We start from the raw sequence: 26,777 nt of genomic DNA, 5'->3' as shown, positions 1-26,777 counted from the left end.
TAGCGCTCGACGGGTGATCAGTCGGCGAGTGCCTGGTAGACGGTGGTCCAGAAGTCGTGCAGGAGCCGCGTCGAGTCCGGCGTGGACGCCCCGACCTGGGTGAGCAGGAGCCCGACGAGTTGGTTGCTCGGGTCGGCGTACGACGACGTACCGCTCCCGCCGTCCCAGCCGAACTGGCCGACCGGCGCGTAGTCGCCGCGGTACGTCCGTACCGCCATCCCGAAGCCCCAGCCGCCGTGCTGTCCCTGCCCGAACGAGATGTGGACGTTGTCGCGGGCCATGGTCTCCCGGGCAGCGAGTTGCTCAGGCGTGAGCCGGTTCGTCGTCATCAACTCGACGGCCGGCCGGGACAGGATCCGCTCGGTCCCGTGCAGACCGTTGTTGAGCAGCATCCGGAAGTACGCGTGGTAGTCGTCAACGGTGGAGTTCAGCCCGCCACCGCCGCCCTGGAACGCCGGCGGCTTGCTGTGCCGGCCGCCGTCGGCCTCATCCCAGATGTGGAACTCACCGGTCGCGGGGTCGGGCGCGTACAGCGGAGGCAGCCGGTGCAGCTGGTCCGTCGGCACGTAGAACCCGGTGTCCTTCATGCCCAGCGGGCCGAAGACGCGTTCCTGCAGGAACGCGTCGTACGACTGCCCCGAGACCCTGGAGACGAGTACTCCGAGCAGATCGCTGCTGATCTGGTACTGCCAACGCTCACCCGGCTGGTGCATCAGCGGCAGCGTGCCGAGCCGCCGCATCCACTCGTCCTGTTCCGGCATCGGTGTCGGCATGTTGGGCGTGATGCCCTGCTCGAAGACGGCGCCCATGATCGGCGTACCGAGCACGGTCATGTCCATCCCGAGACCGAAGGTGGAGGTCAGCACGTCCCGGACGGTGATCGGCCGCTTGGCCGGTACGACGTCGTCGAGCGGCCCGTCGAGCCGCTTCAGCACCTTGCGGTCGGCAAGCTCGGGCAGCCACTGGTCGACGGTGTCGTCCAGCCGCAGGCGGCACTCGTCGAGCAGCACCATCGCGGCCGACACCGCGACCGGCTTGGAGGTCGACGCCATCCGGAAGATCGTGTCCCGCTGCATCGGTCCGCCGCCGTCGTGACGCAGCGTCCCGATCGCCTCGACGTGGGTCTCGTCGCCCCGGCTGACCAGCGCAACCAGGCCGGGGATCCGCCCGGAGTCGACGTGGCGGGTGAGCACCTCGCGCAGCTTGCGCAGTCCGGCCTCGGTGAAGCCGCGGTGCTGGACGGTGGTAGTAGACATCGTGGTGTTCTCCTTGATTCGAACGGGCAAGCAGGGGATAGCAGGGGTGGTCAGCAGCCGAGCCGGTCGGTGATCACAGCCAGTACCTGACCGAGATCGCGCTCCATCCGCGCTCGAAGGCCGAGCTCGGCGATCCCGGCCGCGAAGCCGGGGTGGTCGGGCAGCACCCGGTGCACGCGATGGGTCACCAGGGTGCCGTCGGGGCAATCGGTGGCGGTGAGCGTACCGGCGTACCAGGTCTGTACTGCGAGAGTCGACCGGACTGCATCGACCTCGATCTCGACCGGCTCGATCGGCCCGGCGAGGTCAACGCTGTAGGCGTCGACGCCGGCAACTACCGTCATCGCGCCTTTCCGTGCGGCCGAAGCCCTGGCCAGTACCAGCAGGTTGTGGTCGCCGACCCGGCCCGCCTCGACGGCGAGGAGTAGCTCGGCGACCGCCGCGACCGGTGCGGGAACCGTTCCTTGCACCTCCCACCGGGTGGGCAGCGCATCGAGTTCTGCGAGGAGGGAAGAGGTCGTGTGCATGGCAGAAGCCTCGCCAAGGCAGCGGTTGCCCACAATCGGCTTGGGCCTTGCCGGGACACGGGACAGTCCGCCGCCAGGGGACTGACCTGCGCGTTTACGGAAGCGGACGGCTGTCGGACTGCTGTCCCGGGACGGGACGGGACAGCTCGCGGAGCACCTGGGACAGTCTCAGAACGCCCGGGCGAGCCCATCTTTGGAGATCGGTATGAGGTAGTCGATGCCGTGGGTGGTGGAGAGCTCGAGCACTGTCGCGAAATGCACTGCCGCTGTCTCCGCGTCCCCGGTCAGCAGGCATGCCTCCGCGTACGGCAGACAGATGCGGGCCAGTCGATGCGGCTCACCAGCCCGTTCGAGGATCCGCGCGGCTTCGGCGTACCGGGCCGACGCCTCCTCGACGCGACCGAGGTGCCGCAAGGCGATGGCGGTGTCCGTGAGGCTGGCCGCCTCGAAGACCTGCTGGCGGGTCGCCTGGTTGAGTGCGACCGCCTGCTCGGCGAGGTCGAGCGCGGTCTGGGCATCACCTTGGCCGAGTGCCGCCCGGCCCAGTACTTCGAGGCAGACCCGCTCCGACTGCTGATCGACCGGGGCAGCTGTTGCCGCCCCGCGCCGGACGTCGCGCACCTCGGCGACGACTGCCCGCGCGTCCTCATACTTGCCGAGCTCCACCAGCGCCTGGCCGAGTCCGCCCCACACCTGGACGCGCGTGGCAGCCTCGCTCGCCGGGAGCAACTCGGTTGCCTCACGCAACAGTTCGGCCGCACCGGCGGCGTCGCCGGTGAACAGGCGGATGTCGGCCAGCTGCAGGAGCGCGAGCGCCTCACCGATGAGGTCGGCCTCCGCAGCCATCAGCGTCCGGGCGGCTTCGAGTTCCGGTACTGCCTCGGCAAGGTGGCCGGTTCGCAACAACACCGCGCCCCGGAGGTACCGGTGGGAGGCGAGCAGGCGACGCTGTCCGAGCCGTTCGGCGGCGGGCATGCTGGCCACGAGCGCTCGGCCGAGCCGGGCGATGCCACCCCGACGCGACTGGGTGATCGTGGCGAGCTGGGCGAGCCCGACCGCCGGCGCGTCGATCCGCAGCTCCACCGCGAGCGTGAACGTCGCCATCAGGTTGGCCCACTCGGCGTCCGTCCAGTCGACGGCCTGATGGAAGGTCGACAGGTCGGGGAGAGCGGGAGGCGGCTGCGTGATGATCACCGGCAGTGGAATGAGGACGCCGGAGAGCTCTTTGACGGAGACGAGGCCGCTCAAGTAGTAGTCGGCAAGCCGGGCGATCGCCGGCACCGGGTCGGCTTCGGCATCGTCGGCGCGAGCGGTCTGCCGCAGCAGGTCGTGCATCCGGTATCGGCCGGGCGCCGGCTCCTGGACCAGGTGAACGTCGACCAGGTCCTCCAGCAGCGAGCGGGCGTTGGCCAGCGGGATCCCGGCCAGGGCGGCTGTGGCGTACGCGTCGATGTCCTCGCCCGGTACCAGTCCGAGGAGCCGGAACATCCGCCGCTGCGCGGGGTCGAGCTGCCGTAGCGACATCTCGAACACGTCCGACACCGCCAACTCGCCGTCCCGCAGCCGTTCCACCAAGGTGTCGACCGTCCAGGTGGGCCGGTGCCGCAGCCGAGCGGCGGCCACTCGGATGGCCAGCGGGAGGTTCCCGCAGCGGCGTAGTACCTCATCAACATCACCAAGGCGGCTGCCGCCGACGGACTCGACGAACAACCGCGCCGCGTCCTCGGCCGGCAGGACGTCCAACGAGATCGGCTGGACACCATCCAGCTCCACCATCCGTCGGCGGCTGGTGATGATGACGAAGGTCTGGCCGGCTCCCGGCAGCAGGTCGCGGACCTGATTAGCGTCCGCCGCGTTGTCCAGCAGGACGATCGCGCGCCGCGTCGCCAGCTCCGACCGCCACAGCGCGGCCCGCTCGGCACCACCGTCGGGGATCCTGCCGGGCTGTACGCCGAGAGCCGTGAGCAACACCCGCAGCGCCTCCCCGGAGTCGACCCGCTCGCGACCTGGGGTGAACCCATGCAAGTCCAGGTAGAGCTGCCCATCGGGGAAGTGGGCCGTCAGCAGATGCGCCGCGTGCACGGCCACAGCAGACTTGCCCACGCCACCCATGCCGTCGATCGCGACGACGGATCCGTCCCTGGCCGCTGCGAGCAGAACGTCCAGCTCCGCCTGACGTCCGGTGAAGGCCGTGATGTCGTGCGGCAGATCGTTGCGTATCGGCGCGCTCGCAGGCTGTTGCGTCGGCCCGTCCTTGGCCCGCTCCCACACTTCCCGCAGCGGCCTCGGGTCCCGCCCGGCCGCCTTGCAGAGTGCCACCACGGTCGGCCACGGAGGTACGGCCTGACCGGAGAAGTAGCGAGACAACGAGGAACTGCTGGCATTGATGTCGCGCCCGAGCTCACGCAGGCTTCGCCCGGTCAGATCCCGCAACTGCCCCAAGGCCCCGGCCAGCTCGTCGCCCACGCAGTCCAACCCTTCTCCAGTCCGAGCCGCCGATTCTAGGGCTGTGGAAAAACCGAGAGCCAGATGTGGTCGGGCGAACTAGGGTCGAGGTTGGTCCGCGACGAGGAGGTCCTGTGTTCCAGCCACTGCATGCGTCCGCGACTCGAGCCGTTGAGAAACTCCGTGACATCGGTGAACCACTACCCGACGACCTGACGAACCAGCTGGGCAAGCTGCTAGATGACGCTCAGACCGATGCCGTCAGGGCAGCCAAGGTCGAAGAGCTGCTGCGCCCGTATGTCCTGGTCGACGCGGAGATCGATGAGGAAGGGCTGATCGCAGCCACGCCAGGTGCCGCACCGCCGCGGCTGGTTCAGCATGGGTGGCGCAGCTTCCTGGTGCGGGTGGTGAACCCGCATCGCTTGTTGGGAGACCTGTTCGCGCCGTCGAATCATGTGCTCGGGCTGGTCGATCACCACAGCCACGCCGCGCGGATCACGCTGGCCGACACGTTGACCGTCGTACCGCGGATCGAGCGCAGCCGGCTGGAGGTGAAGCTTGCCGGGCCGACCGACGTGTCCGGCCTGGACGTCGAGTACAAGGTGATCAGCCTGTACGCGCGCGACGGCGGCAACCACGCCGGCGAGCTGTCCTTCTTCCTGGCGGTGGAGGAGGCGACGGAGAGCCTCACGCGGCCGCCGTCCGCGCAGGCCTGGAAGCGGATGGGATTCGAGAGCCGCCAGTACGCCGCGAAGTTCGACTTCGACTGCCTGCCGGCCCGCGAGATCCGCTTCGACGTCCGTGAGCCGGACGGCAGCAGCACCGTGGCGGCGCTGACCGTCCTTGACTCGCAGCGCCGGGCGTACCCGTCGAAGGGGATGCGGTTGGCTCCGGACATGTTCTTCCATGAACACGTGTACCGGGCTACCGGCGAGGTCATCACGCTGCCGGCGGGTCAGTACGAGATCTCTGCCCGCCGCGGGCCGGAGTACCGGGAGGTCCGCGTCGATGTCGAGCTGACGGCCGACAGCGAGGCGGTCACAATCGAGCTCGATCGCTGGGCCGATCCTGCGGCGCACGGCTACTACTCGGGTGATCCGCACATTCACGCCGGCGGTTGCTCGCACTACAGCGTGCCGTCAGAGGGCGTCACGCCGGAGACGATGATCCGGCACGTTCGCGGTGAAGGGCTCTGGATGGGCAGCGTGCTCACCTGGGGTCCGTGCTACTACCACCAGAAGCAGTTCTTCAGCGGTGTGTCGATCAGCCCGCGCGCCGAACTGGAGTACCCGGCGATGCAGCAGGCCCAAGGCATGACGTGGGACCCGCAGGACACTGACCGGGATGGCCAGAGCCTGCTCCGGTACGACCTCGAGGTGTCAGGCTTCCCATCCAGCCACTCCGGTCACGTCATCCTGCTCGGGCTCACCGACCAGGACTATCCGGGCACTCAGCTGATCGAGGACTGGCCGTCGTGGAACCTGCCGGTCATGCGCTGGGGCCATGCGCAGAACGCGATGGTCGGCTACGCACACTGCGGTCTCGGCCTCTCGGTCGGCACCGATGAGCTGCCGAACTACATCGTCCCGGGCTTCCAGTCGATCGGCTCCAACGAGATCATCGTCGACGTCCCGCTCGGTGCCGCCGACTTCCAATGCGGTGCCGAGTTCTCACCGGCCGCTGAGCTGAACATCTGGTACCACCTGCTCAACGTCGGCTACCGCACACTGATGCTCGGCGAGACCGACTACCCCTGCATCTACGACGACGGCCCGGGAGTCGGGCGCACCTACGTCCAGTTGTCTGAGCCGCCGCAGGGTGAGCAGGCTCTGGAGGCGTGGCTCGGCGGCTTGAAGGAAGGCGCCTCGTACTTCGGCGACGGCCGCAGCCACATCTACGACTTCGCCGTCGACGGCGACACCGCTCGTGAGCACGCCGTCGACGAACCGGGACCAGTCCGCGTGACAGCGACGGTCGCGGCCTGGCTACCCGAACAGCCACCCGCTCCACCAGCGGCTGGCCGGCCGCTGTACTCCGCGCCCGTCGGCTGGCACCTCGAGCGATCGCGCATCGGCCAGTCCCGCAAGGTGCTCGTCGAGGTGCTGGTGAACGGCGTACCGGCCGGGACCCAGGAATTGCTTGCTGATGGCAACGAGCAGGCGATCGAGTTCGGCCTCGACCTGGAGCGCTCGTCCTGGATCGCCGTGCGGATCCTGCGCAGCGTGCACACCCAGCCGATCTTCGTCGAGATCTCCGGGCTGCCGATCCGGGCCTCGCGGCGCAGCGCGCAATGGCTGCACGACTCCGTCGACGCGCTGTGGAAGGCAAAGTCCGGGTTCATCCGCGATACCGAACAAGCAGCGGCGCGGGAAGCCTACGACGAGGCCCAAGCCACCTACTTGGCCCGGCTCGAGGAATGCGAGGTCGACTGATGGCTCACGGCGAACCAGCCGGCTGCTGCGCGCCAGTCGACACCACGGCGCCGATCTCCGTCACGATCAATCCGGAGGCCCGGGTGAACGCCGCCCGGACCGGCCACCGGGTGGCGAGCCTGGCCATGGGGGACTGGCACCCGATCGAGTTCCCGATCGTCAACACCGGCTTCGTGACCGGTCAGCTGGTGATCGAGGCGGACCCGGTGCCGGGCATCGAGCTGGACCTTCCCGTGCACGAGCTGACCGGCGAGCCACTGCAGGAGGGCGGCTTTCGGGTCCGCTTCGACGTACCGACGATCGTGGACGTCACCCTGACGTTCCGTGCCGTCGGGGCACTCGGAGGGTTGGCTATCCACAGCACCCTGCACCTGCTCCTCCGCTCCCATATGGGGCGGCAGCCCGTCAACCTTTTGACTGGGTCAGGGCTGGCGGGGGAGTAGGTGGGCCTTGAGCGAGGCGCGGGCGCGGCTGATGCGGGACTTCACAGTGCCGACGGGGATACCGACCTGGTCGGCGATCTCGTCGTAGCTGAGCTCGTAGATATCGCGCAGTACCACCGACGTGACCGTCTCGGGTAGGTCGATCTCCAGCTGCTCCAGCGCGTCGAGTAGGTCGAGCCGGGTGCCGGCCACGACGCTGGTGGTTCGCGGGTCGGGGCGGTCGTATCGCGCCGGGCGATCGTCCTCCTGCCAGGCATCAGTGTTCTCGGCGGCCCGGCGCTTGAGCCGTCGGTAGGTCTCGCGGGCGGCGTTCGACGCGACCACGTGCACCCAGGTGCTGAACCGGCTCCGGCCGGAGAAGGTGCCGATCTTCGTGGCGATCGACAGCAACGCGTCCTGGCAGGCGTCCTCGGCGTCGGCGCGATGCGGCAGCACCCGCTGGCAGATCCGCATCACCTGCGGCTGGACCTGCCGGATCAACTCGTCGAGCAGCGCGGGGTCCTGGGCAGCACGCCGCGCCAGTTCGTCGAGCGCATCCGCGTCAGTGACCATGGGCGTGAGGATAATGACTCGCATGGTTCAGCCTTCTCATTTCGGCCGGTACGCCGTGATTCGGCGCCTGGGCAGTGGTGGTTTCGCCGCCGTCTGGCTGGTCCGGGACGAGGAACTCGACGCCGAGGTCGCGGTCAAGGTGCTGGCGGAGCACTGGGTCGACGATCTCGACGTCCGCCGCCGCTTCGTCGAGGAGGGGCGCTTCCTGCGCAAGGTCGAGTCGCCGTACGTCGTCGGCGTCCACGACATCGGTACCACCGACGACGACCGCCCGTTCCTGGTACTGACCTACGCCGACCGCGGATCGCTGGCCGAGCGGATCAAAGCCGGCCCCCTGCCGCTGGCCGACGCGGTGGACGTGATCGGCAACGTCAGCGCCGGCCTGCAGGAACTCCACGATCGGGGCGTCCTGCATCGGGACGTCAAGCCGGAGAACGTGCTGTTCCGCAGTACGCCGACCGGCGAGCGAGCCATGCTCGGCGACCTGGGCCTGGGCAAGTCGCTCGAGGCGGTGTCCCGAGTGACGATGCCGAGTGGGACCCCGGCGTACGTCGCGCCCGAGCAGGTGCGCGGCGATGTCCTCGACCCGCGCGCTGACCTGTACGCGCTGGCCGCGGTCACGTATGCCGCGCTGGCCGGCAAGCCGCCGTACGGTGCGACGACGCTGGCGTCGGTCCTCACCGTCGACGGGCCGCCGGCGTCGTTGCGGACGGTTCGCGACGACATACCGGTCGAGGTCGACGAGGTGATCCAGCGTGGGCTGCGCCAGGATCGGGAGGAGCGCTGGCCGGACGTGCGGTCGTTCGCCGAAGCGTTGCGGACGGCTGCGCAGGCAAGCCTCCCGGCGCCGGCGCGCTGGCGTCCTTCGGTGAACCCGTGGGTCGCCGCGACGGTCGCGGCCGCCCTGCTCGGTGGTGCCGGCGGTTATCTGGGCTGGAGCTACGGCGTGCAACGGCAATGGGTGCGGGTCGTGGATCAACAGCAGGTCCTCTCGGTTGAGCTTCCTCGGGATTGGACGCGCACCCGGACCGGCAACGGTTGGCAACCACAGGGCGCGACGGGCTCGCTTCCCGGTCTGCTGGTCAGTGCGGACAACAACAGCTGGAGCAACTCCGATGCGAAGGTGCCGGGTGTCTTCGCGGGCGTGCTGCCGGCGGGGGAGTTGCCGGCGGCAACCACCTTGCCCGGCCCGGTGGGTTGCGCGGAGTCGGCCGAGCGGGTCGACAAGCCGTTCACGGCGACGGCCAAGTACGTCGGCTGTCCGGCCGGCATGACGACCTACGAACGGGTGCAGCAGATCGACGGCCAGTTGATCCGGATCCAGGTGCGGGCCGAGGACGGCGTACAGGCCGAGCGAGTGCTCGACTCGCTGGCCTATACGCCCAAGAAATAAGGGGGTTCGGTGTCAGTGGCCTAGCTGGTACGGCCGGTTGTCCTCGTCGCCGGTGCCCTTCTTCAAGGGCGCGGCCAGTTCACAGGCGCCGCTCTTCGCGTCGCACCGGGCGATGGCGGTCTTGCCGCCTTGCTCGGCCAGCACCAGGATGTGGTCGGCGTCCTCCATCGCGGTGGAGATGATCGCGACCGCGTTCGCACCGGACCACTCGTGCACGGTCTTGCCGGTCTTCAGGTCCAGCGCGGCGAACAGGCCGTCGCCGTACCCGTCCCGATAGGCCGGTCCACCGAGCGCGTAGGCACTCCCGGCGAAGAGCTCGTCCACCGCATAGTCGCAGGTCTTCCAGCGCTTCGTGGCCGCGGCGACCTCGATCAGTGCGGTGCAGCTGCCGTCGTCGGTGGTCGAGACGATCGACGCCGCGAGTTCGAGATTCGACGAGACCGCGGACGGGGCCGGTACGGCGCTGATCGGTTTCGGCGCGTCGTCGCCGGCGGTCCACTTGTAGAGGGTCTGCTTCTCGCTCTTGTTCGACGCGCTGAAGTAGACCTCGCTGCCCTGGACGGCGAGCACGATCGGTCCGTACTCGCCATTGCGCTGCAGCGTGTACTTCTCGCCGCTGGGGTTGTCGCGCCAGACCAGCGTGAAGCGCGGAAGCTCGGTGCCGTCGGCGTTGGTCGGCTGAACGGCGTACGCGCTGCTCGACCGGTCGGCCGAGGAGAGAACCGTCGAGACGTCCTTGACGGATTCACCGCGGGAGCCGTTGGTCCAGGTGGTGAGCACGGCGTTGCCGTTCTCCGTCGGCCGGTGCAGAACGAGTGCGCCGGTACTTGTCCGCGCAACATCCCAGACCGGGCCGTCGGTGGCCGGCAGGGTGAACTTGTTGCCTCCGACATGGACCGTCCGGCCGTCGACGTACGACCCGGCCGGTGCCGCGCCCTGCTTGAGCTTGCTGAGGTCGAGCGTGAGCTTGACCGGTCCGCTCGAGCTGACTCCGCCGGTCGTGGCCGGCGCGGTCCCGGGCGGCCGGCTCGGCGTCGTGGACGGTTTCGGCGCCGGCTTGGTGGCGCTGTCGATCGGCTTCAGCGTGCCGTCCCCGGACGCCGAGGCGAGCGTCGGCGTCTGCTGGGCGGCGACCACGATGCCCGCCACCACAGCCGCGACCGAAACGCTCGCCACCAGGCCGGCCAGCTTGATACTGCGATTCATGATGCCCTCCGGAATGAGTCCTCAGTGTGTCGTACCGAAGGGCTTTGATGGTCGGCCGACACGTTCGGTTCACGGCGGGCGGATCTTGGGGTCAGAGTCCAGCGCACTGACCTGACTTGGGGCCGGATACGGAGTTGGGTCGGCCGGCGTTGGTGGGTGCGGGGGAGTTGCCGGTGCAGGACAACGGGCCGCTGATGTGGTTGCCGGAGACAATCGTCGGGCCGGTGTTGTTCCGCAGTACGAGCGGGCCGGCGATGGTGGCGCTGTCGACGGTCACTTGACCTGTGGTGCCGGTGACGCTGACCGGACCCCTGACCGTCGTGGGCGTGCATTCACCGTTGCCGATCCAGACCCGGGTCGCACCGGTTACGGTGACCGGCCCCGACACGGTCGTGCCACAGAGCAGTACGTCGCCTGACGCTGTCACCGGTCCGCGGAATTCGGTACCGGATGCATACAGCCCGGCACCGGCAGCCACGGTGATGGGGCCGGAGACGGTTGCGCCGTCGAAACAGGCGATACCCGAGGCGACCTTGAGCGGGCCATTGTGTGTCCCGCTGAGCATCGTCGTACAGGCGGGGACGCCGGTCGCGACGAAGGGGACGGCCGTGGTCTGGCCCTGGCGGGTGTAGGTGACGATGCCGTGGTAGATCCCGTCTGTCGGGTAGGTGTGGCTCCCGTTGACGGTCATGAGGCTTCGGCCCTGACGTTGGCTGGTGATGTAGTCGCGGGCTGTGATTGCGGCGGTCTCGGCCGGGGATCCGTCGCCCCAATCGATCGTCGCGGTGTACTCACCGGGTGGCGTCGAGCCCGCGGCCAAGCGACCCAGTGGTGCGTTGGTCACGGTCCTGTCCACGCCGAAGTGGGTGACCGTGCCCATCGACTCCGGACTCCAGGCGACCTGGGCGATGGACCCGTAGTTCACTCCGGCGAACGCCCATCGGGGGCCGGCGGCGCTGAGCCGTTGGCGGTACGCGTCGTAGTCCTGGGTCAGCACCTTGGGCGACCAGGCCTTCTCCAGGATTCCGGCCAGCCGCGGGAAGACCATGAACTCGTTGGTGGCCAGCCCGCGCATCTGCTCACCCCAGATGGGAGCCTCGATGCCGATGATGTCCTCCGCCTTCGGCCCGCCGTACGCCGGTTGCGCCCAGACGTTCCGGTACTTCTCCCACACCCATTCGGGATCCCACGAGTACGACTTGTCCAGTTCCGTCCGTGGCGTGCGGCCGGGCGATCCGTCGTACCCGAAGTCGAGGTACGCGTTCCATTCGGGTGTGGTGATCACGTCGCGGCCCTGGTTGAACCACTCGGGCTTGATCAGCGGGGGACCGCCGCCGGTGTAGTCGGACCAGTAGTGGTTGATGGAGGTCGAGCCGGGCGCGTAGCCCTCGAGTGCTGGGTTCCACCCCATCAGTCGCTTGCCGGCGCCGTCGACGATGGCCTCCATCTGGCCGATCCACCACTTGTAGTCCTCGTGGGGCATCCCGATGGCCTCGTCGCCGCCGATGTGGATGATCGGCGCGGGCGAGATCGCGGCCAGCTGCGCGATCGCGTCCCGCCAGAAGGCGAGGGCCCGCGCGCTTGCCGGGTCGTTGGGGTTGGTACAGAACCGATCGGTCTGGGTCTGGCCCTGGCAACCCATGACCGCGATACCGCCGAGGGACCTGACCGCTGCGGTGGCATGGGCCGGGCCTTCGAGCTCCGGGACGATCTCGATGAATCGGTCGGCGGCGTACTTGACCAGGCCCTTGAAGTCCTCCTGCGTGTAGAAGCCGGCGATACAGGCCGCTCCGTTGCAGCCGGTGCCGTCGAGAGCCGGATAGCCCTTGATCTCCAGGCGCCAGGACTGGGAGTCGCTCAGGTGCAGGTGCAGCCGGTTGCCCTTCAGCGCCGCCAGCTGGTCGATCATGGACTTCGTTTCGGCCACCGTCAGGAAGTTGCGGGCCGGGTCGAGCTGAAGACCTCGATGCTCGTACCGCGGGTAGTCCAGGACCGTGATCGGCTGTGCCGTCCACGGCCCGGTGCCGGCGGTTTGCGAGTTGATTGCTGCGGGCAACAACTGTCGAAGGCTTTCGAAGCCGTTGAACAGTCCGTGCGCTTGGGGTGCTGTGATCTTCGCGCCGGCTGTTGAGATGGTGAGGGAGTAGCCCTCGTCCGCATTGGCCGCCGGGAGACCAGGTACTGATCCGATGCTCAGCGCGATGTCGGCTGCTGTGGCGGTACCTGTCACCACGGGAAGGACGAATCCGGTGGCCGGTCGCAGGTACCCGGCGAGCAGGTCCGCCGTGGCGGTGAGGGAGGTGCTGGAGACGACGATCCGGGACTTGTTCGTCAGCGCCCACGGCTCACCGGTACCGGGCGTCTGCTTCACCGGTACGGGAATGATCTGTCCCACTACCGGCGGCGGCTTGGGACCGGACCAGAGCTCGAACTCGTTGAGCGTGTACCCGACGGTCGATGTCGTGGCCAGTGCCTGCATCCGGATACACGAGACCGGGTCCTGGCGATCGATCACCTGGGAATCCTTGTCAGCCGGATTCACCACGTGAGCGACCGTCGACCAGGTCTGACAGTCGGCATCCGTCGAGACCTGCAGCTCGTACTCCGACGGCTTGCCCGGTGAGGTCCACCGGCTGAACACCTCATACACCGGAGCAGGCGTAGCCAACTTCACCTGGAACCAGTCGTGCGTCGGGTCGTACCCGTTCCCCACCGAGGCGTAGTTCGAAGTCCACCCGTTGTGCACAAACACATCCGCCGCGTTAGCCGGCGCATACGTGGCCGCCGGCGCCGTCATCCGCTGCGACTTCGCTGACGCAACCGCCCCCGGCAGCAAGGCAAGGTTGACGCTCTCCGGAGCTACCACAGGGGTGGCCGGCGGATCAGCGGAAGCCTGTGCCGCCGTCACCGTCACTGGAACCAGAACCGCAACCACAAGCGCAACGACAGATTTCCTCACGGCACTCCTCACCGGTGCAGGGCAGAACTACACGGCCCAGAAGGCGACCACGTCAATAAGTTTCCGCCCCACCCCACCAACCCGCAACGCGACTCTCATAAGCAAAATCGCGACCTCCGTCCGGGTTCCGGATGCCACTGGCTCGAGGGTTTGTTATCTGGTTGTTATCAACTAGTGTTCGTCGCTGTCGCGGGGAGAGCCGCGTGAATCTAGCTTGGAGAGTTGAGATGCGACTGCCACAAACACGGCGGTCCAGGGCAGTGATCGCGCTGGGTGCAACTTGCGCGATCGCCGTTGCCGGAATGACGGTGGCGCTGGCAAGAGGTGGTGACCCGGCCCTGTCTGCGGACACGACGGCCGGGACCGGGGTCGACGGCGGGCTTGGTGGCTCGGATCCGACCCTGAGCGGGACCAGTACGAAGCCGCCGCTGAACCGGCCGACTGTCGGTCAGCCGGCCAGGTCGGCGACCCAGCCGGTCCGCAAGCCGACCAGCCGTTCGACGGCCAAGGCCTCGGCCAAGCCGACCAAGAAGGCCACGGCGAAGCCGACGAGCAAGCCGTCGACGAAGCCGGCGCCGGTGGTACCGGTGCAGGGCAATCCGCTCTCGCAGACCAGCGGCCTGTACGTCGACCCGCAGTCCGAGCCGGTCTACTGGGTGAGCGAGCACAGTACTGACTCGCGGCGAGCGGCCATCAAGGCTGGAATCGCCGACCGCCCGATCGCCCGTTGGTTCAACGGCGACGGCGCGGACGTGTCCGACGCACGGGCCTACACCGCGGCAGCGGCGAAAGCCCACAAACTCCCGGTACTCGTCTTCTACAACATCACCGAGCGTGGTTGTGCGGGCGAAGGTGCCGCGAGCGCATCGGCGTACCGGTCCTGGATCGACTCGATGGCCGCATCGATCGGCAAGCATCCCGCCGTCGTGATCCTGGAGCCGGACGCGCTGGCCGGGATGGACTGTCTGAGCTCGTCGATGCAGACCACCCAGCTGTCGCTGCTCAGCTACGCGGTCGACCGGCTGCGGACCTCCGCACCGAACACCTGGACCTACATCGACGCCGGCCACGACGACTGGAATCCCGCCGCCACGACGGCCAAGCGACTCAAGGCTGCCGGGATCGCCAAGGCACGCGGCTTCGCGTTGAACGTGTCGAACTTCCAGACCACCGCGCGCAACGTGACGTATGCCAACGCGGTCAACGCTGCCCTCGGCTCGACCAAGCACTTCGTCATCGACACGAGCCGCAACGGCAACCCCCTGAACGGCGACGACTGGTGCAACCCCAGCGGCCAACGAGTCGGTCCCGCTCCTCGCCTCGGCGGAGCCACCGGCCTGGACGCGCAACTGTGGGTCAAGCCGCCGGGCGAATCCGACGGCGACTGCGGCCTCGGCGCCGGCAGCGAGGCCGGCGACTTCAGCCCCGCCATCGCCATGATGCTCCTGGGCAAGTAGCCCAAGGCCAGTCGGCTAAGGCGGCTCACCCCCCGAGGTGACTATCACCCGGTGACGTCGAGGATCCAGGTGGTGCCGAAGCGGTCGGTCAGCATGCCGAAGCCGGGGCTCCACTGCGAGGGAGCGTACTTCTCGATCAGGTCGGCGCCGTCGGCAAGCTTGTCCCAGAGGGCGCTGACCTCCTCGGCGCTGTCGCCGCGGACGGAGACGAAGAAGCGCTCGCCGGTCAGGGTCATGCCGTTCTCGCGGGTGGTGGCGGCCGGTGCGGCGGCGGGAGCGGACTGCCTCGGTACGTCGTACGCCATGATGCTGAACCCGTTGTCGGCCGTGACCTGGCCGAAGACGACCTTGTCGGCGTCGGGCAGCTCTTTCGGCATACCGAAGTCGCCGTACGCCACGATCGTGAGTTGGCCGCCGAACACGGACTGGTAGAACTCCAGCGCCGCACGGGCGTCGCCGCGGAAGTTGAGGTGGGTGGTGGTGGAGATTGCCATTCTGAGAGCTCCTTGGTGGTTGGTTGTAGGAGCAGGTTTTCAGCAGTAGGTGACAGGGTGTGTCACCTACTGCGGGCAGAATTGGCCGCATGCCGAAGACCTCTTCGCGACTGCTGACCCTGCTGTCGCTGCTGCAGACCCGCCGGGACTGGTCCGGCGCGGTGCTGGCGGAACGCATGGACGTCAGCCTGCGCACAATTCGCCGCGACGTCGACAGACTCCGTGAGCTCGGCTATCCGATTGCCGCTGTGAAGGGCCCCGAAGGTGGCTACCGACTCAGCGCCGGTACGGACCTGCCGCCGCTGCTGTTCGACGACCAACAGGCCGTGGCCCTCACCGTCGCCCTTCAAGTAGTTGCCACCACACCCGGCAACGGTCTCGCCGAGGATGCCGAGCGGGCGCTGAACACCCTCCGGCAAGTCATGCCGAGCCGGCTACGCCATCGCGTCAACGCGCTTCAAGTCACCGCCGTCGAACGCCCCGCCACCAGGCCGGCTGATCCCGTTGACGGAGACGTACTCCTGGCGATCAGCGCGGCCATCGAAGTACAGGAGACCCTGCGCTTCGACTACGGCGATTTGTCTTCACGCCGCGCTGAACCTCACCACGTCATCACCTGGGACGGACGCTGGTACCTAGTCGCCTGGGACCTGGATCGCGACGACTGGCGCACCTTCCGCGCCGACCGGATGCGCCTGCGCACCCCCAACGGACCGCGCTTCACCGCACGCGAAGTACCCGGCGGAAACGTCGCCACCTACATCACCAGCGTCTTCCGCGGCTCCGCCGACACCTCCGGCAACTGGCCCTGCCAAGGCACCGTAGTCCTCGACCTACCCGCTGCCACCGTGGCCCTTTACACCCGAGACGGCCTCGTCGAACCAATCAGCCCCACCCGCTGCCGCCTAACCCTGGGCTCCTGGTCCTGGCCCAGCCTCGCCGCAGCCATCGCCCGCTTCGACACCGAAATCGAAGTCATCACCCCCGACGACCTGACCAACGCCTTCGCCCACCTGGCCGAGCGCTTCACCCGAACCGCTTGTTCATAAGGCGTGCTGGATGTCGGCCAAGCCGAGCCACTGGGCGAGGTTCTCGAGTTCGGTTTGGACGGCCTTGCTGGTTGCTCGCTTGAAGGGGACGTCCTGGTGGATCGCGTTCACCCGCAGTACCGAGGCCTTCCGGTCCGCGATCGCATCGAGCTTGCCGACGAGTTGGTCGCCGTGCAGGATCGGCAGCGCGAAGTAGCCCCAGCGGCGCTTGGCGGCCGGCTTGTACATCTCCAGCGTGTACTCGAAGTCGAATAGCTCCTCCGCCCGGCCCCGATTGTGGATCAGCCGGTCGAAAGGGGACAGGAACGCAGTACGGCCGGCGAAGTCGTCGGTCTCGAGAGCGGCTGGGTCCACTCGCCATTCGCCCTTGGTGCCCTCGACCTCGGCCGGCTCGCCGACGTACCCGACGATCCAGGGCTCGACCGGTACCTCGGTGCCCTTCGCACGGGCGATCCCGAGCGACCGCAGCCGCCGCTCGTTCTTCTGCTGAGTGGCCTCCTCGACGCTCGGGACGACCAGGCCAGCCGGATAGACCCGCTTGGGCAGATCCCATTTGCGCTCGCGGCCGGCCCGGCCGGCGATGGCGACCTCGCCACGTGAGATCAGGCAGTCCAGCATCTTGGTGACGTTGCGTGCGTTGCTCCAGCCGGCCGACGCCCACGGCTCGACCGAGGTGTCCGGGATCTCGCGCGAGGTCAGCGGCCCGCGTTCGCCGAGCAGCTGCAGGATGTCGCGCCGAAAGCCGTCGTTCTTCCGCATCCACTCGCGGGCCCGCTCCCACGTCGGCTGCTCCGCCGCGCCGGCCAGGTACAACCCGACGTCGCTCGTCGGCCGGATCAGCGCGTTGTACTCGAAGAGCGTCCGATCCACCTCCAACGCCTGCCGCAAATGAGCCGGTTGGTACGACGCCCCCAGCCGGCTCCACGCCACCAGATCCGCGTTGGGCGCAATCGCCGCCGTCGGATCAACCTGCAACAAGGTCAAATCCTGAACCATCGCCGCCAGGTCCGTCGGCCGATCCGCCGTCAGCAACTGAGCCCGAACCGCGACCCGCCGCGCCTGCTGCCTCGTCAGTCGGAGCACTCCCATGCCACGGACTGTAGCCAACAGAGGTCGTTACTTCTGACAGACGTGGTTGGGGAGGTTGCCGGGGGTGAGGCGTTGGCGGAGGCCGGTGGCTCGGAGGGCTTGGTGGGAGAGGGCTTGGCGGACTGCGGGTTCGGTGCCTACTACTCGGACTCGGTCCTGGGCTCGGGTGATGGCTGTGTAGAAGAGTTCTCGGGTGAGTAGGCGGGATTCTTCGCCCGGGAGTAGGACGGTGACCTCGGTAGCCTGGCTGCCTTGGGCTTTGTGGATGGTCATGGCGTGGAGGGTTTCGATGTTGCCCAGGCGGCTGGGGGCGAAGTCGAGGCGGCCGCGGGAGCTGTCGATGCAGACTCGGAGGGTGCCGTCGGGGCGGCGGATGGTTACGCCTACGTCGCCGTTGTAGATGCCTAGGGCGTAGTCGTTGGAGGTGACCAGGACTGGGCGGCCTACGTACCAGGTGTCCCAGAGGGGGTCTCCGGTTTCCTCGGTGATCCAGCGTTCTACGGTTCGGTTCCAGTGGCTGACGCCCCAGGGGCCTTCGCGGTGGGCACAGAGGAGGCGGTGGCGGTCGAGGGCGGCCAGGGCTGCGTCGGTGTCACCTGCCTCGGCGGCTTCGCGGATTGCCAGTACGTCGGGCAGCAGCGTCGAGCGCAGGGTTTCGCGGGGGTCGTCGTCCTCGACGAAATGGACCCGGTCGCCGCCGGCCCGTAGTACGTCGAGAACGACCTCCGGCTGGTCGTCGCGGACCGCCAAGGCGAGCTTGCCGATCTCGCCTCCGAAGCGGTGGGAGGTGCGAAGCTCGGCGGCAGAAATGTGGCCGCCGGCAACCAGTCCCGCGACGAGGTCGGCGAGTACCGCCCCGGCTTCGATCGAGGCCAGTTGGTCGGGGTCGCCGACCAGGATCAGCCGGGCCTCGGGCCGGACTGCCTCGAGCAGCCGCGCCATCATCGTCAGCGAGACCATCGAGGTCTCGTCGACGACGACGATGTCGTGCGGCAGCCGGTTGTCCCGGTCATGGCGGAAGCGGGTCGACGAGTCGGGGCGCCCGCCGAGCAACATGTGCAGGGTCACGGCGTGGAATTCGCCGAGCCGGTCCCGATCGTCCGGGCTGAGGCGCTCCTTCATCTCGCGCCGTACGGCTTCCTCGAGGCGCCCTGCAGCCTTGCCGGTCGGCGCGGTCAGTGCGATCCACGGGCGGCGATCCCCGGCAAGCTGCGCCTGTTCCGCGAGCAGCGCGAGCAGCCCGGCGACGGTGGTGGTCTTGCCTGTACCTGGGCCACCCGTCAGTACTGTCGTCCACTGCCGAGCCGCCGTCTCAGCAGCGGTCCGCTGCTCGACGTACGCCGTACCGGGGAAGAGCCGGTCAAGCCCAGCGACCAGTGCTGCCTCGTTGGCGATCATCGGCGATGGCCAGCCGGCCCGACGGCGGAGGTCCTGCTCGACTTGCTCCTCCTCTCGCCAGTACCGGTCGAAGTAGAGCCGTGTGTCCTCCAGATGGAGGGGGTGCGGTGCAGCGAGCAGGGGGCTGGCCCTGAGCGCCGCCAGCCATTCGTCCGGTGCAGGCCAGGTCAGCTCGGCTCCCTCTTCGCCGACCTCGTCCCGTACTTCGTTGAGGTCGAGGCAGATGGACCCGGCCCGGACGGCCCGTGCCATCAGCGCGCACGCGAGCGCGACCGTTTCATTGCCCTCAGCAAGTAGTTTGGTGAGCCGAGAAGCCACGTGGACATCAGCGGCGAGGATCACACCGGCCTGGTTGAAGTCGCGCAGGATCCCGGTCGCGCCGAGGGCGAGGGTCGCATCGAACTCGTCGACGGTGCTGGTCACGCGACCCTCCCATCAAGCAGTTCCGACAACGCCAGTACGAGCGCAGTCGGCATCGGCCAGCTGAATACCCCTGCCGGATGCCCGTCCACAAGAGGCGTCTCCGGTCCGCACATCCCGCGCAAGTAGAGGTAGATCACCCCGCCCAGATGTACTTCGGGGTCGTAGTCCGGCAGCCGCCAACGGAGATACCGGTGCAGTACCACCGAGTAGAGCATCGCCTGCAGCGGATAGTCGGAGTGCAGCATCGCAGCGGCCAGCTCATCCGGCCCGTACTCCGCAGAGGTCGCGGGCTGCTCCGGATCGCCAAGCCGGTTGGTCTTGTAGTCAACCACCACGAAGCGCTGGCCCTCACCATGAGGAACACGCAGTACTACGTCGATCGAACCCGAGAGATAGCCCCGCAAACTCTGCTCGCCAAGCAGCGGCTGCTCTAGCCGCTCGGCGTACGCGAGCAGCGGATCGTCCGTCGGCAAATGGATGCGCAAGAGTGGCGCCACCTCGGCCAGCCGTACGTCGGTCGCTGACGCCTGGTCGCCGCCGGCCAGCGGGATCTCGAAGTCGAGTTCGCGCAGCCGGTCAGCGCGGCCCAGGTCGCCAAGGGTCAGTCCGGGAACCAGCGGACCGAGTGGCGTCCGGTGCAGCGGCAACATCGCGGTGGCCAGTGCGTCGGGTGTCACATCGACCCGCCAGAAGCGCAACTGCTCACGGACCTTCCCGGCCAGCTCGGCGTGCAGATCCGGCGCTTGTGGATCGGCTTCTTCAAGAACTGCGTGGACCAGCGATCCGAAAGTTGCTCCGGCCGGCAGCCCGTCCATCGGCGACGGGAGCGCATCGGCCGGCGCGACCTCTGGCATCGGCGCCGCGTCGACGGACTCGTCCTCGAGCTGGCTCTCTTCGTGCTCGCTGGCGACACCGCCCACCTGCTGGTCCGCCGCGCGGATCAGCCCGGAGTACGACGTACGCCGCCAAGCGAGGTCGACCTCGCGGGAGAAGTGTCCGACCGCCAGCCCACCAGGCAGGTCTTCGGACACAGGCTCGACCTGCTCGGCAATGACCGAATCCTCGATCACCGGACCACCGGCCTGCTGCCAGCGGCGGAGCCAGATCAGCACCTCGTCGTCGGACGATGGCCGGTCCAGCGTGTCGGGCACGATTGCTTCACCTTGTTTGCGGCCGCGCAGCAGCCGCGAGATTCCGCCGTTGACCTCGTCCCAGGACGGCGCCCACCAGGCAACGACCTGGGACTGCGCCCGGGTCAGTGCGACGTAGGTGAGGCGGATGTCGTCGCCGGCTTCCTCGGCCCGCCAGAGTTTCTGGTTGGCTCGATGGCCGCGATGACGTTTGCCGCCGAGGTCGAGTCGCCGTTCGCCGTCTTGGTGGAAGACCAGCAGTTCGGTGTCCTCGACAACGTGGCGCGTGAAACCGAACGGCAGGTAGACGACGGGGTACTGCAGGCCCTTGCTGACCCAGACCGTCATGATCTGTACGGCCGCGGCGTCGCTGTCGAGCCGACGAGTCCGCTCGGTCGTACGGCCGCGGCCGCTGCACTCCTCGCGCAACCAGTCGAGCAGGGCAGGCAGTCCGAACCCTTCGCGGTGTGCGGTCTCGTGGAGCAATTCGGCCAGGTGCGCGAGGTCGGTCATGTCGCGCTCGCCGCCGCGCCAGGCCAGTACTCGCTCGGTCATCCCGTGAACCTGCGCGGCCTCGAAGACTGCCGCTACGCCACTGGTACGCAGCCGGTCGGCCCAAGCTCGAAGCGTCTGGCCGGTCCTGTCGGTGAGCTCCTCGCCACCGGCTCGCAGGCTGGCCGCCGTCTCGCCGAAGAACATCGTCGTCGCCGCGGCCCGGACCAGGCCGGAGCGGTGTGGCTGCTCGAACGCCTCCAGCAGGCACAGCCAGTCCTTGGCCGCTTCCGACGAGAAGATGTCGAGGTCACCGGAGTACACGGCAGGGATGCCGACCCGGGCCAGCTCCTCCCGGCAGACTCGTGCGTCCTTATGTGTCTCGACGATCACCGCGACATCGCCGGCGCGCAGTGGCCGGCCGTCGTACGTCGCTCCAGAGGCCAGCAGTCCACCGATATCGGCGGCCAGATCGCGAGCGATGTAACCGCGGAGGTCATCCATCGGAATGCTCTTGCGCCTGGCCGAGCCGAACAGCTCCCGTTGCGCGACCCGGAGCCGGAACGGCGCGTTGGACGGCGCTCCGGCGAGACGGCTGCCCTGATGGTGAGCGGCAACCGGGTGAACAACGATGCCCGGGTCGCCGAGCTGGGCACCGCCCAGGACCACTTGGAGGCAGTCGACCAGCGGCTGGTCACTACGCCAGTTGGTGTCGAGGGTGCGACGCTGCCCGGCAGTTGCCGCGGCCGCGAGGTACGTCGCGATGTCGCCGCCGCGGAACGCGTAGATGGCCTGCTTCGGGTCGCCGATCAGGACCAGGGTGCTGTTGCCGTTGAACGCGGCGTCGATCACCTTCCACTGCACCGGATCGGTGTCCTGGAACTCGTCGACCATCACCACCGACCACCGGCGTTGCATCTGCTGCCGGGCCGGAGCATCGGGTTCCTCGAGCGCAGCGGCAAGACGGGTGAGCAGGTCGTCGTAGCCGAGGATGCCGAGGCGGCGTTTGCGGCGCTCCATCTCGGCCAGTACTTCGTGCGCGAACGAGACCCGGACGCCCTCCGGCGAGGCCTCGGCGTACTTGTCTGGGACCAGCTTGGTATGCGGGTTGCTGACCGCCTTGAGTGCGATCTCGAGGGCGGTCCCGCGGGTGATGGGCGGCTGATCCGCGGAACTTCCGAAGAGGCTGAGATAGAGGTCGTCGACCACCTCGGTGACGAGGTCTCTCAAGTCGTCCACCAGAGTCACGCCGGCATCGGTGTCACCGGCAACGCCGAGCGAGCGCAGTACGAGCTGGCAGAACTGGTGAGTGGTGGCGATCGTGGCCGCGTCGAAGTTGGCCAGCGCGTCGCGAAGACGCGAGCGGCGCAAGGCGACCTCGGCGGTACTGCCGTGGACGAGGTGGCCGAGTAGGCCCGGGTCGTCCTGCCAATCGTCAGGGTTGGCGAGCGCGAGTTCGGCGTCGAGCAGTTGGGTGCGGACGCGTTCGCGGAGTTCCTGGCTGGCTGCGCGGCCGAAGGTGATCAGCAGCATCTGGTCGAGCCTGGCCCGGCCCTCGGCCACGAAGCGGGTGACGAGCCCGGCCAGCGCATAGGTCTTGCCGGTGCCGGCACTCGCCTCCAGGACGATGGTTCCGGTCGGTAGTTCGCCGAGCAGATCGAAGGGTTCCATCACGTCGCCGCCTGCTCGAAGCGAAGCATCGGTTCCCAGAGCCGGGCGGCATAGGCGCCGAGCCGGGTCGGCTCGCCGGGGCGTTCCTCATCGGCGCGGGTCGGATCCAGCAGGACGTCGAGCCGCGTGTACGGTCCCCAGACCCGTACGTGCGCAGGGTCGGCGTTCTCACCGTCGTAGGCGGCCGGTCGCCAGCGTCGGCCGGCAGCCGTCGCCGGGTCGTCGCCGGTGCGGCGTGCCTCGTGCCAGGCGAGGGAAGTCTTGAGGGGAAGCGGAAGCGGCTCCCGTCGACCGGCGTCGTAGATGGCGGCCAGGTCGGCCAGCAAAGTACGGGCTTCCGGCCCGACCGGACCGAGGAGCCGGCTCGCCGGGCTGTTCCGTCCCCGCCCGATGACCAGGGCGGTCCAGTTGTGGTCCTCGTCGTGAGCGGATAGCGCGAGCAACTGGATCCATGAGGCCAGCAACTGCTTGGCGTCGAGCCGGGAGAAGCCGACCGAGACCAGTCGATGGCCGTGGACACTCGGCACGGTGCCGGTGAGCCGTCGGCCACCGCCGAGATCGACGTCCAGGTCGAAGGCCCGGGGACTCGTCAGTCGGTGCCGATGGGCAGCGATCGCCAACTGCTTGGCTTCCTCCCGTACGTCGGTCGCGGTTCGCCAGCCGAGTCGGCCTGGCGGCAGCGTGCCTCGTCGCCACTCTGCATGCAGGGCGTCGTTCGGATTGACTCCGGCCAGCATGTCGCGGAGCAGCCGGTCGCCGACGGACCATTTCTGCAGGCTGTCGATCTCGACGGGCATCTCGTCCGAGAGCCCGTCGACCTCCCACGGCAGGGTCAGGTCGAGCGACCGGAAATACCCCCGGACGGGGTGCCGGAAGAACGTCAGCAGGTCGGTCAACGCGATGTCCTCGTCGCTCGACACCGGGAGTTGCCCGGCCAGGAACTCCGGTCGTGGTGGCCGGGTACCTGCAGCGGCCCGGGCTGCGACGAGCGCGGTCGGGTCGAACGTGAAGGGTCCTGGCGTGCCGAGCCGGCCGGGTTCGAGGTTCTTGCGATCGAAGGGCTGGAGCGGGTGCCTGACCAGGACGGCTTCCCGGAGGTTCGACTCGGTGGTGCGGTCGAGGACGTCGAGGAGCTCGCCCAGCGGGACTGCGGGTGGGCGGCGCTGTCCGGAGTACTCGTTGGCGCCGGTGAAGGTGATCACCAGTGACTCGGTGGCGGCGAGGATCGCGTCCAGCAGGAGCTGGCGGTCCTCGCTGCGGACATCGCGCTCGCCGGTGAGCGGAGTCCTGGCCAGTACGTCGTCACCGTCGGACAGCCCGAATCGCGGGAAGACGCCGTCGTCGAGTCCGAGCAGGCAAACCACCCGGTGGGGGACCGATCGCATCGGCACCATCGTGCAGACCGTCAGCGTGCCGGTCCGGAAGCCGGCGCGGCTCGGCCGGCCGGCCAGATGACTGGACAGGAGGGCCCGTACGTCGGGGAGCCGCAGCGAGGTCTGGGCCAGCTGGCCGGCGTCGGCCGCCACCTCAGCGAACTCGCGATGGACCTGGCTGAGCTGCCAGTTGTCATCGGGGACCACGCGGGTCAGCTGATCGATGCCCGCACGCAACGCGTCCAGCCAGTCCGCGAGCGGCCGTCTGCCGTCGAGCCGTTCAGTTGCCGCCTGCAACCGATCGACGTACTCCGCGAACCGGCCGGCCAGCTCGATCCGGGTGCTGCCGACGTCGTCGAGCGGCAGGGTCGTGTTGATCCAGGCATGTGCGTCGGCCGACATCGTCACGCCGGCGAGGATCCGGTCGAGCCCGAAGCGCCAGGTGTTCTGCGGGTACTCGGCCAGACCGTACGGTGCCCGGTGCTCCTGGTCGAACGCCCACCGGACGCCCGACTCGCGGACCCAGGCGGTGATCGTGTCCAGGTCGTCGTCGGTGAACCGGAAACGGCGGCGTACCGGCTCGGTCTCGGCCAGGTCGAGCAGCTGGCTGGCGGTCGCTCTGCTGCCGGCGATCCCGAGCAACTGGGAGGCGACGCCGAGCAGGGGATTGGTCTGGGTCAGCGACCGGTCGGCGAGTTGCACCCGCAGCCGATGTGCCGGGTGGCCGTCGTTGCGGAGGTCGCCGAGGCCGAAGCGTGCACTGATCAACGGCGCGTACGTCTCGATGTCGGGGCACATGACGAGAATGTCGCGAGGTTCCAGCGTGGGGTCGGCTTGCAGCATCCCCAGCAGGATCTCGCGCAGTACGTCGACCTGCCGAGCCGTGCCGTGGCAGGCGTGGACCTGAACGCTGCGATCGCCGGTGGCCACGCGGCGGCCATCGGGGGCGAGAACGTTGCCGCGCAGGTCGTCCTGTAGCCAGCCGAGAAGCGTGTCGGGTCCTGCCGATGAGGGAAGGTGGTCGTCGACGGTCGGTACGCTGGCGAGCGTCGACTGCAGTTCGCGGCTGTCCCGTCCGAGCGTTGCCAGGAGCGGGTGGTCGGCCTCTTGGTGGCTGGTGTCGTCGGCTCGGTCGCCGGTCGTAGTACGGGCTGCCGTCAAGCGTTCCCAGAGCGCGTTGCTGGGGTGGGGGAGCCAGAGGTGTACGTCGCGATGCTCGGCCAGCGCGGAGAGCAACTCGACCTCGGTGGCCGGGAGACGGGTGTGTCCGAACAACGAGAGTCGGGCCGGGAGGTCGAGTGACTCCGGCCGATTGCGAAGCTGGTCGATTGTGTCGGCGTGGCGGGCGTTCGGCGTCGGCGCGTCGATGCGGTCGACCAATCGCCGCCAGAGTTCCGGCTGCCAGGAGAGGTCGTCGTCGATCGTCTCGCCCCGGCCATCGGTGTCGCGACCTTGGGTCCAGTCCGTGAGGAGGGCCGGCCGCTGTACGGCGTACGAGGCAAAGAGGCGCGCGAGTCGCGCTGCAACGGCGTACCGGCGGCCCTGACGCAGCTCTGCCTCGGCGCCCGTGTCGAAATGGCCGAGGTGCCGGGCAACGGGCACGCACCAGGCGTCGTCAAGAGACTCGTCGAGCACAGCCAGCAACGGCCAAGCCATCGCGTCCGCGGCCCACGGATCGTCCTGGTTGAGATCAAGCAGCGCCGCCACCAGTGAGCGCGGCGTCGTGAACCGGACCCCGGCACACACCCCGTCACCCCGCCCCGCGGCGGCTCCCAGTCGATGCGCCAGCCGCTGAGAAAGCCAGCGCTCGACCCCCTTGGCCGGCACCACCACGAGCTCCTCGGCAAACGGGTCAGCCAGCGGCACAGCGAGCAGCCGCCCCAGCCCATCAGCCAGCACATCGGTGCGCTCGGCGCGGTGCAAGTACAGAGTCACCGCCGCAGCATGCCACGTCCCACCCCCACCACCACGAAACGCGCCTCACGCCGGTCCAGCGGCCTTCGGGCGCACAAGTTCGGGTTTCTTCGGCGGGGCGGGTTGGCCTGGATCGGTGCATCAGCGGTGAAAAGTTGGGTACGGGCTTTGTACTGCTGACCGTGGTCTGGAAGTAGGCCATGACGTGACGTGAGATGTCGCGAGGTCGAAGATGATTTCTTTTGTCAGTGCAGTGCCCACCCAGTGTTACTCGGCCAAGGATCGCGCGGCGCGCGAAGCGGCGACCCGGGAGTTGTTCGAGCGCCGGGAGCGTAGTACCGGCGAAACCGAGCGGCAGGAGCTGCTCGAGGCGATCGTCGAGCTCAATATCGAGATCGCCCGCGGGATCGCGCAGCGGTTCCGGCACAAGGGCCCGGATACGGAGGATCTGGAGCAGGTCGCGTATCTGGGCTTGGTGAAGGCGGTGCACGGTTATCGGCTGGCTGCGGATACGCCGTTCATCGGGTACGCGATTCCGACCATCCGCGGTGAGGTGAAGCGGTACTTCCGTGACTGCGCCTGGACGGTGCGGATTCCGCGCCGGCTGCAGGAGTTGCAGGGGCTGATCGCCGCGAAGCTGCCGGAGCTGGAGCAGGAGCTCGGCCGGGAACCGAGCACGGCCGAGATCGCCGAACGGCTGGGTGCCGAACCCGCCGAGATCGATCAGGCGGTTGCCGCGCACGGGTGTTTCAGCGTGCTGTCGCTGGACCGTCCGGAGGCTGAGGCTGGGCTCACGCTGGGCGAGATGGTGGCTGACGAGGACGACCCGACGCTGCACCAGCTGGAAACGATCGACATGCTTCAGCCGGTACTTTCGGATCTGTCCGCCGATGACCGGCGGATCCTGGAGTTGCGGTTCGTCGACGGGTTGTCGCAGACCGATATCGGCACCGAGATCGGCGTCAGCCAGATGCAGGTCTCGCGCCTGCTCCGCAAGATCCTGGACCACCTCAAGGACAGGCTCGCCCCGTTGGCGTCGGCTGCCTGACGCACCGGCCGGCCCGTGGACCTCCG

At 68.4% G+C, this 26,777-nt stretch carries 17 protein-coding genes; 6 read left to right on the top strand and 11 right to left on the bottom strand.

The genetic code is table 11. The annotated features are described in order from the left end of the window. Window positions 1-17: 17 nt before the first annotated feature. The 3 genes from OHA70_RS33665 to OHA70_RS33655 form a co-directional block, all read right to left on the bottom strand. On the bottom strand, window positions 18-1,256 hold the full coding sequence (locus OHA70_RS33665; RefSeq protein ID WP_328324598.1) for a serine hydrolase domain-containing protein: 1,239 nt from the start codon (window positions 1,254-1,256) through the stop codon (window positions 18-20). A 50-nt stretch (window positions 1,257-1,306) separates the two neighbouring features. Next, the gene (locus OHA70_RS33660; protein WP_328324596.1) at window positions 1,307-1,783 is read right to left on the bottom strand and encodes a hypothetical protein; all 477 of its coding nucleotides are present in this window, start codon (window positions 1,781-1,783) and stop codon (window positions 1,307-1,309) included. Window positions 1,784-1,951: 168 nt separating this feature from the next. Next, window positions 1,952-4,249, bottom strand: coding sequence for an ATP-binding protein (locus OHA70_RS33655; protein WP_328324594.1), 2,298 nt, complete (start codon window positions 4,247-4,249; stop codon window positions 1,952-1,954). Window positions 4,250-4,362: 113 nt separating this feature from the next. On the opposite strand from OHA70_RS33655, the gene OHA70_RS33650 reads away from it, so the two are divergent. Beyond that, window positions 4,363-6,660 carry a CehA/McbA family metallohydrolase gene (locus OHA70_RS33650; RefSeq protein WP_328324592.1) on the top strand — a complete coding sequence of 766 codons (2,298 nt, stop codon included), beginning with the start codon at window positions 4,363-4,365 and terminating at the stop codon, window positions 6,658-6,660. Then, window positions 6,660-7,103, top strand: a complete 444-nt coding sequence (locus OHA70_RS33645) for a hypothetical protein (protein WP_328324590.1) — start codon at window positions 6,660-6,662, stop codon at window positions 7,101-7,103. Before OHA70_RS33650 ends, OHA70_RS33645 begins: the two co-directional genes overlap by 1 nt. Here the strand turns inward: OHA70_RS33645 and OHA70_RS33640 are convergent. Next, window positions 7,083-7,655: an RNA polymerase sigma factor gene (locus OHA70_RS33640; RefSeq protein WP_328324588.1), complete on the bottom strand. Its 573-nt coding sequence runs from the start codon at window positions 7,653-7,655 to the stop codon at window positions 7,083-7,085. The two genes, OHA70_RS33645 and OHA70_RS33640, sit on opposite strands and share 21 nt — an antisense overlap. Window positions 7,656-7,677: 22 nt before the next feature. On the opposite strand from OHA70_RS33640, the gene OHA70_RS33635 reads away from it, so the two are divergent. Beyond that, entirely contained in the window at window positions 7,678-9,048 is a 1,371-nt protein-coding gene (locus OHA70_RS33635) for a serine/threonine-protein kinase (protein ID WP_328324586.1), read from the top strand. 12 nt (window positions 9,049-9,060) lie between these two features. Here the strand turns inward: OHA70_RS33635 and OHA70_RS33630 are convergent, their stop codons facing one another. Further along, entirely contained in the window at window positions 9,061-10,254 is a 1,194-nt protein-coding gene (locus tag OHA70_RS33630) for a hypothetical protein (RefSeq protein WP_328324584.1), read from the bottom strand. 91 nt (window positions 10,255-10,345) lie between these two features. Continuing rightward, a complete protein-coding gene (locus tag OHA70_RS33625; RefSeq protein WP_328324582.1) occupies window positions 10,346-13,213 on the bottom strand; it encodes a family 20 glycosylhydrolase in 2,868 nt (955 codons plus the stop codon). A 227-nt stretch (window positions 13,214-13,440) separates the two neighbouring features. Between OHA70_RS33625 and OHA70_RS33620 the strand changes: the two genes are divergently transcribed. Then, window positions 13,441-14,670: a glycoside hydrolase family 6 protein gene (locus OHA70_RS33620; RefSeq protein WP_328324580.1), complete on the top strand. Its 1,230-nt coding sequence runs from the start codon at window positions 13,441-13,443 to the stop codon at window positions 14,668-14,670. A 44-nt stretch (window positions 14,671-14,714) separates the two neighbouring features. On the opposite strand, the gene OHA70_RS33615 is transcribed toward OHA70_RS33620, so the two are convergent. Next, a complete protein-coding gene (locus OHA70_RS33615) occupies window positions 14,715-15,164 on the bottom strand; it encodes a VOC family protein (protein WP_328324578.1) in 450 nt (149 codons plus the stop codon). Between the two features lie 89 nt (window positions 15,165-15,253). Between OHA70_RS33615 and OHA70_RS33610 the strand changes: the two genes are divergently transcribed. Beyond that, window positions 15,254-16,213 (top strand): helix-turn-helix transcriptional regulator, encoded by a 960-nt coding sequence (locus tag OHA70_RS33610; RefSeq protein WP_328324576.1) that lies wholly within the window; start codon window positions 15,254-15,256, stop codon window positions 16,211-16,213. Here the strand turns inward: OHA70_RS33610 and OHA70_RS33605 are convergent. Genes OHA70_RS33605 through recC form a run of 4 tightly spaced genes read right to left on the bottom strand, consistent with a single transcriptional unit; the run spans window position 16,208 to window position 25,724 of the window. Then, window positions 16,208-17,302, bottom strand: a complete 1,095-nt coding sequence (locus tag OHA70_RS33605) for a DNA glycosylase AlkZ-like family protein (RefSeq protein WP_328324574.1) — start codon at window positions 17,300-17,302, stop codon at window positions 16,208-16,210. The two genes, OHA70_RS33610 and OHA70_RS33605, sit on opposite strands and share 6 nt — an antisense overlap. A gap of 27 nt (window positions 17,303-17,329) precedes the next feature. Beyond that, complete coding sequence (gene recD, locus OHA70_RS33600) at window positions 17,330-19,123, bottom strand: exodeoxyribonuclease V subunit alpha (protein ID WP_328324572.1); 1,794 nt, start codon at window positions 19,121-19,123, stop codon at window positions 17,330-17,332. Beyond that, window positions 19,120-22,416 (bottom strand): UvrD-helicase domain-containing protein, encoded by a 3,297-nt coding sequence (locus OHA70_RS33595; RefSeq protein WP_328324570.1) that lies wholly within the window; start codon window positions 22,414-22,416, stop codon window positions 19,120-19,122. Before OHA70_RS33595 ends, recD begins: the two co-directional genes overlap by 4 nt. Further along, on the bottom strand, window positions 22,416-25,724 hold the full coding sequence (gene recC, locus OHA70_RS33590) for an exodeoxyribonuclease V subunit gamma (RefSeq protein ID WP_328324568.1): 3,309 nt from the start codon (window positions 25,722-25,724) through the stop codon (window positions 22,416-22,418). The genes OHA70_RS33595 and recC overlap by 1 nt, the downstream gene beginning before the upstream one ends. 232 nt (window positions 25,725-25,956) lie before the next feature. Here recC and OHA70_RS33585 point away from each other — a divergent pair, with 232 nt between their 5' ends. Next, window positions 25,957-26,751, top strand: coding sequence for a sigma-70 family RNA polymerase sigma factor (locus OHA70_RS33585; RefSeq protein WP_328324566.1), 795 nt, complete (start codon window positions 25,957-25,959; stop codon window positions 26,749-26,751). The last annotated feature ends 26 nt before the right edge of the window (window positions 26,752-26,777 follow it).

Source organism: Kribbella sp. NBC_00382 (genome assembly GCF_036067295.1).
GTDB lineage: Bacteria > Actinomycetota > Actinomycetes > Propionibacteriales > Kribbellaceae > Kribbella.
This window is presented reverse-complemented; position numbering and strand designations above follow the sequence as displayed.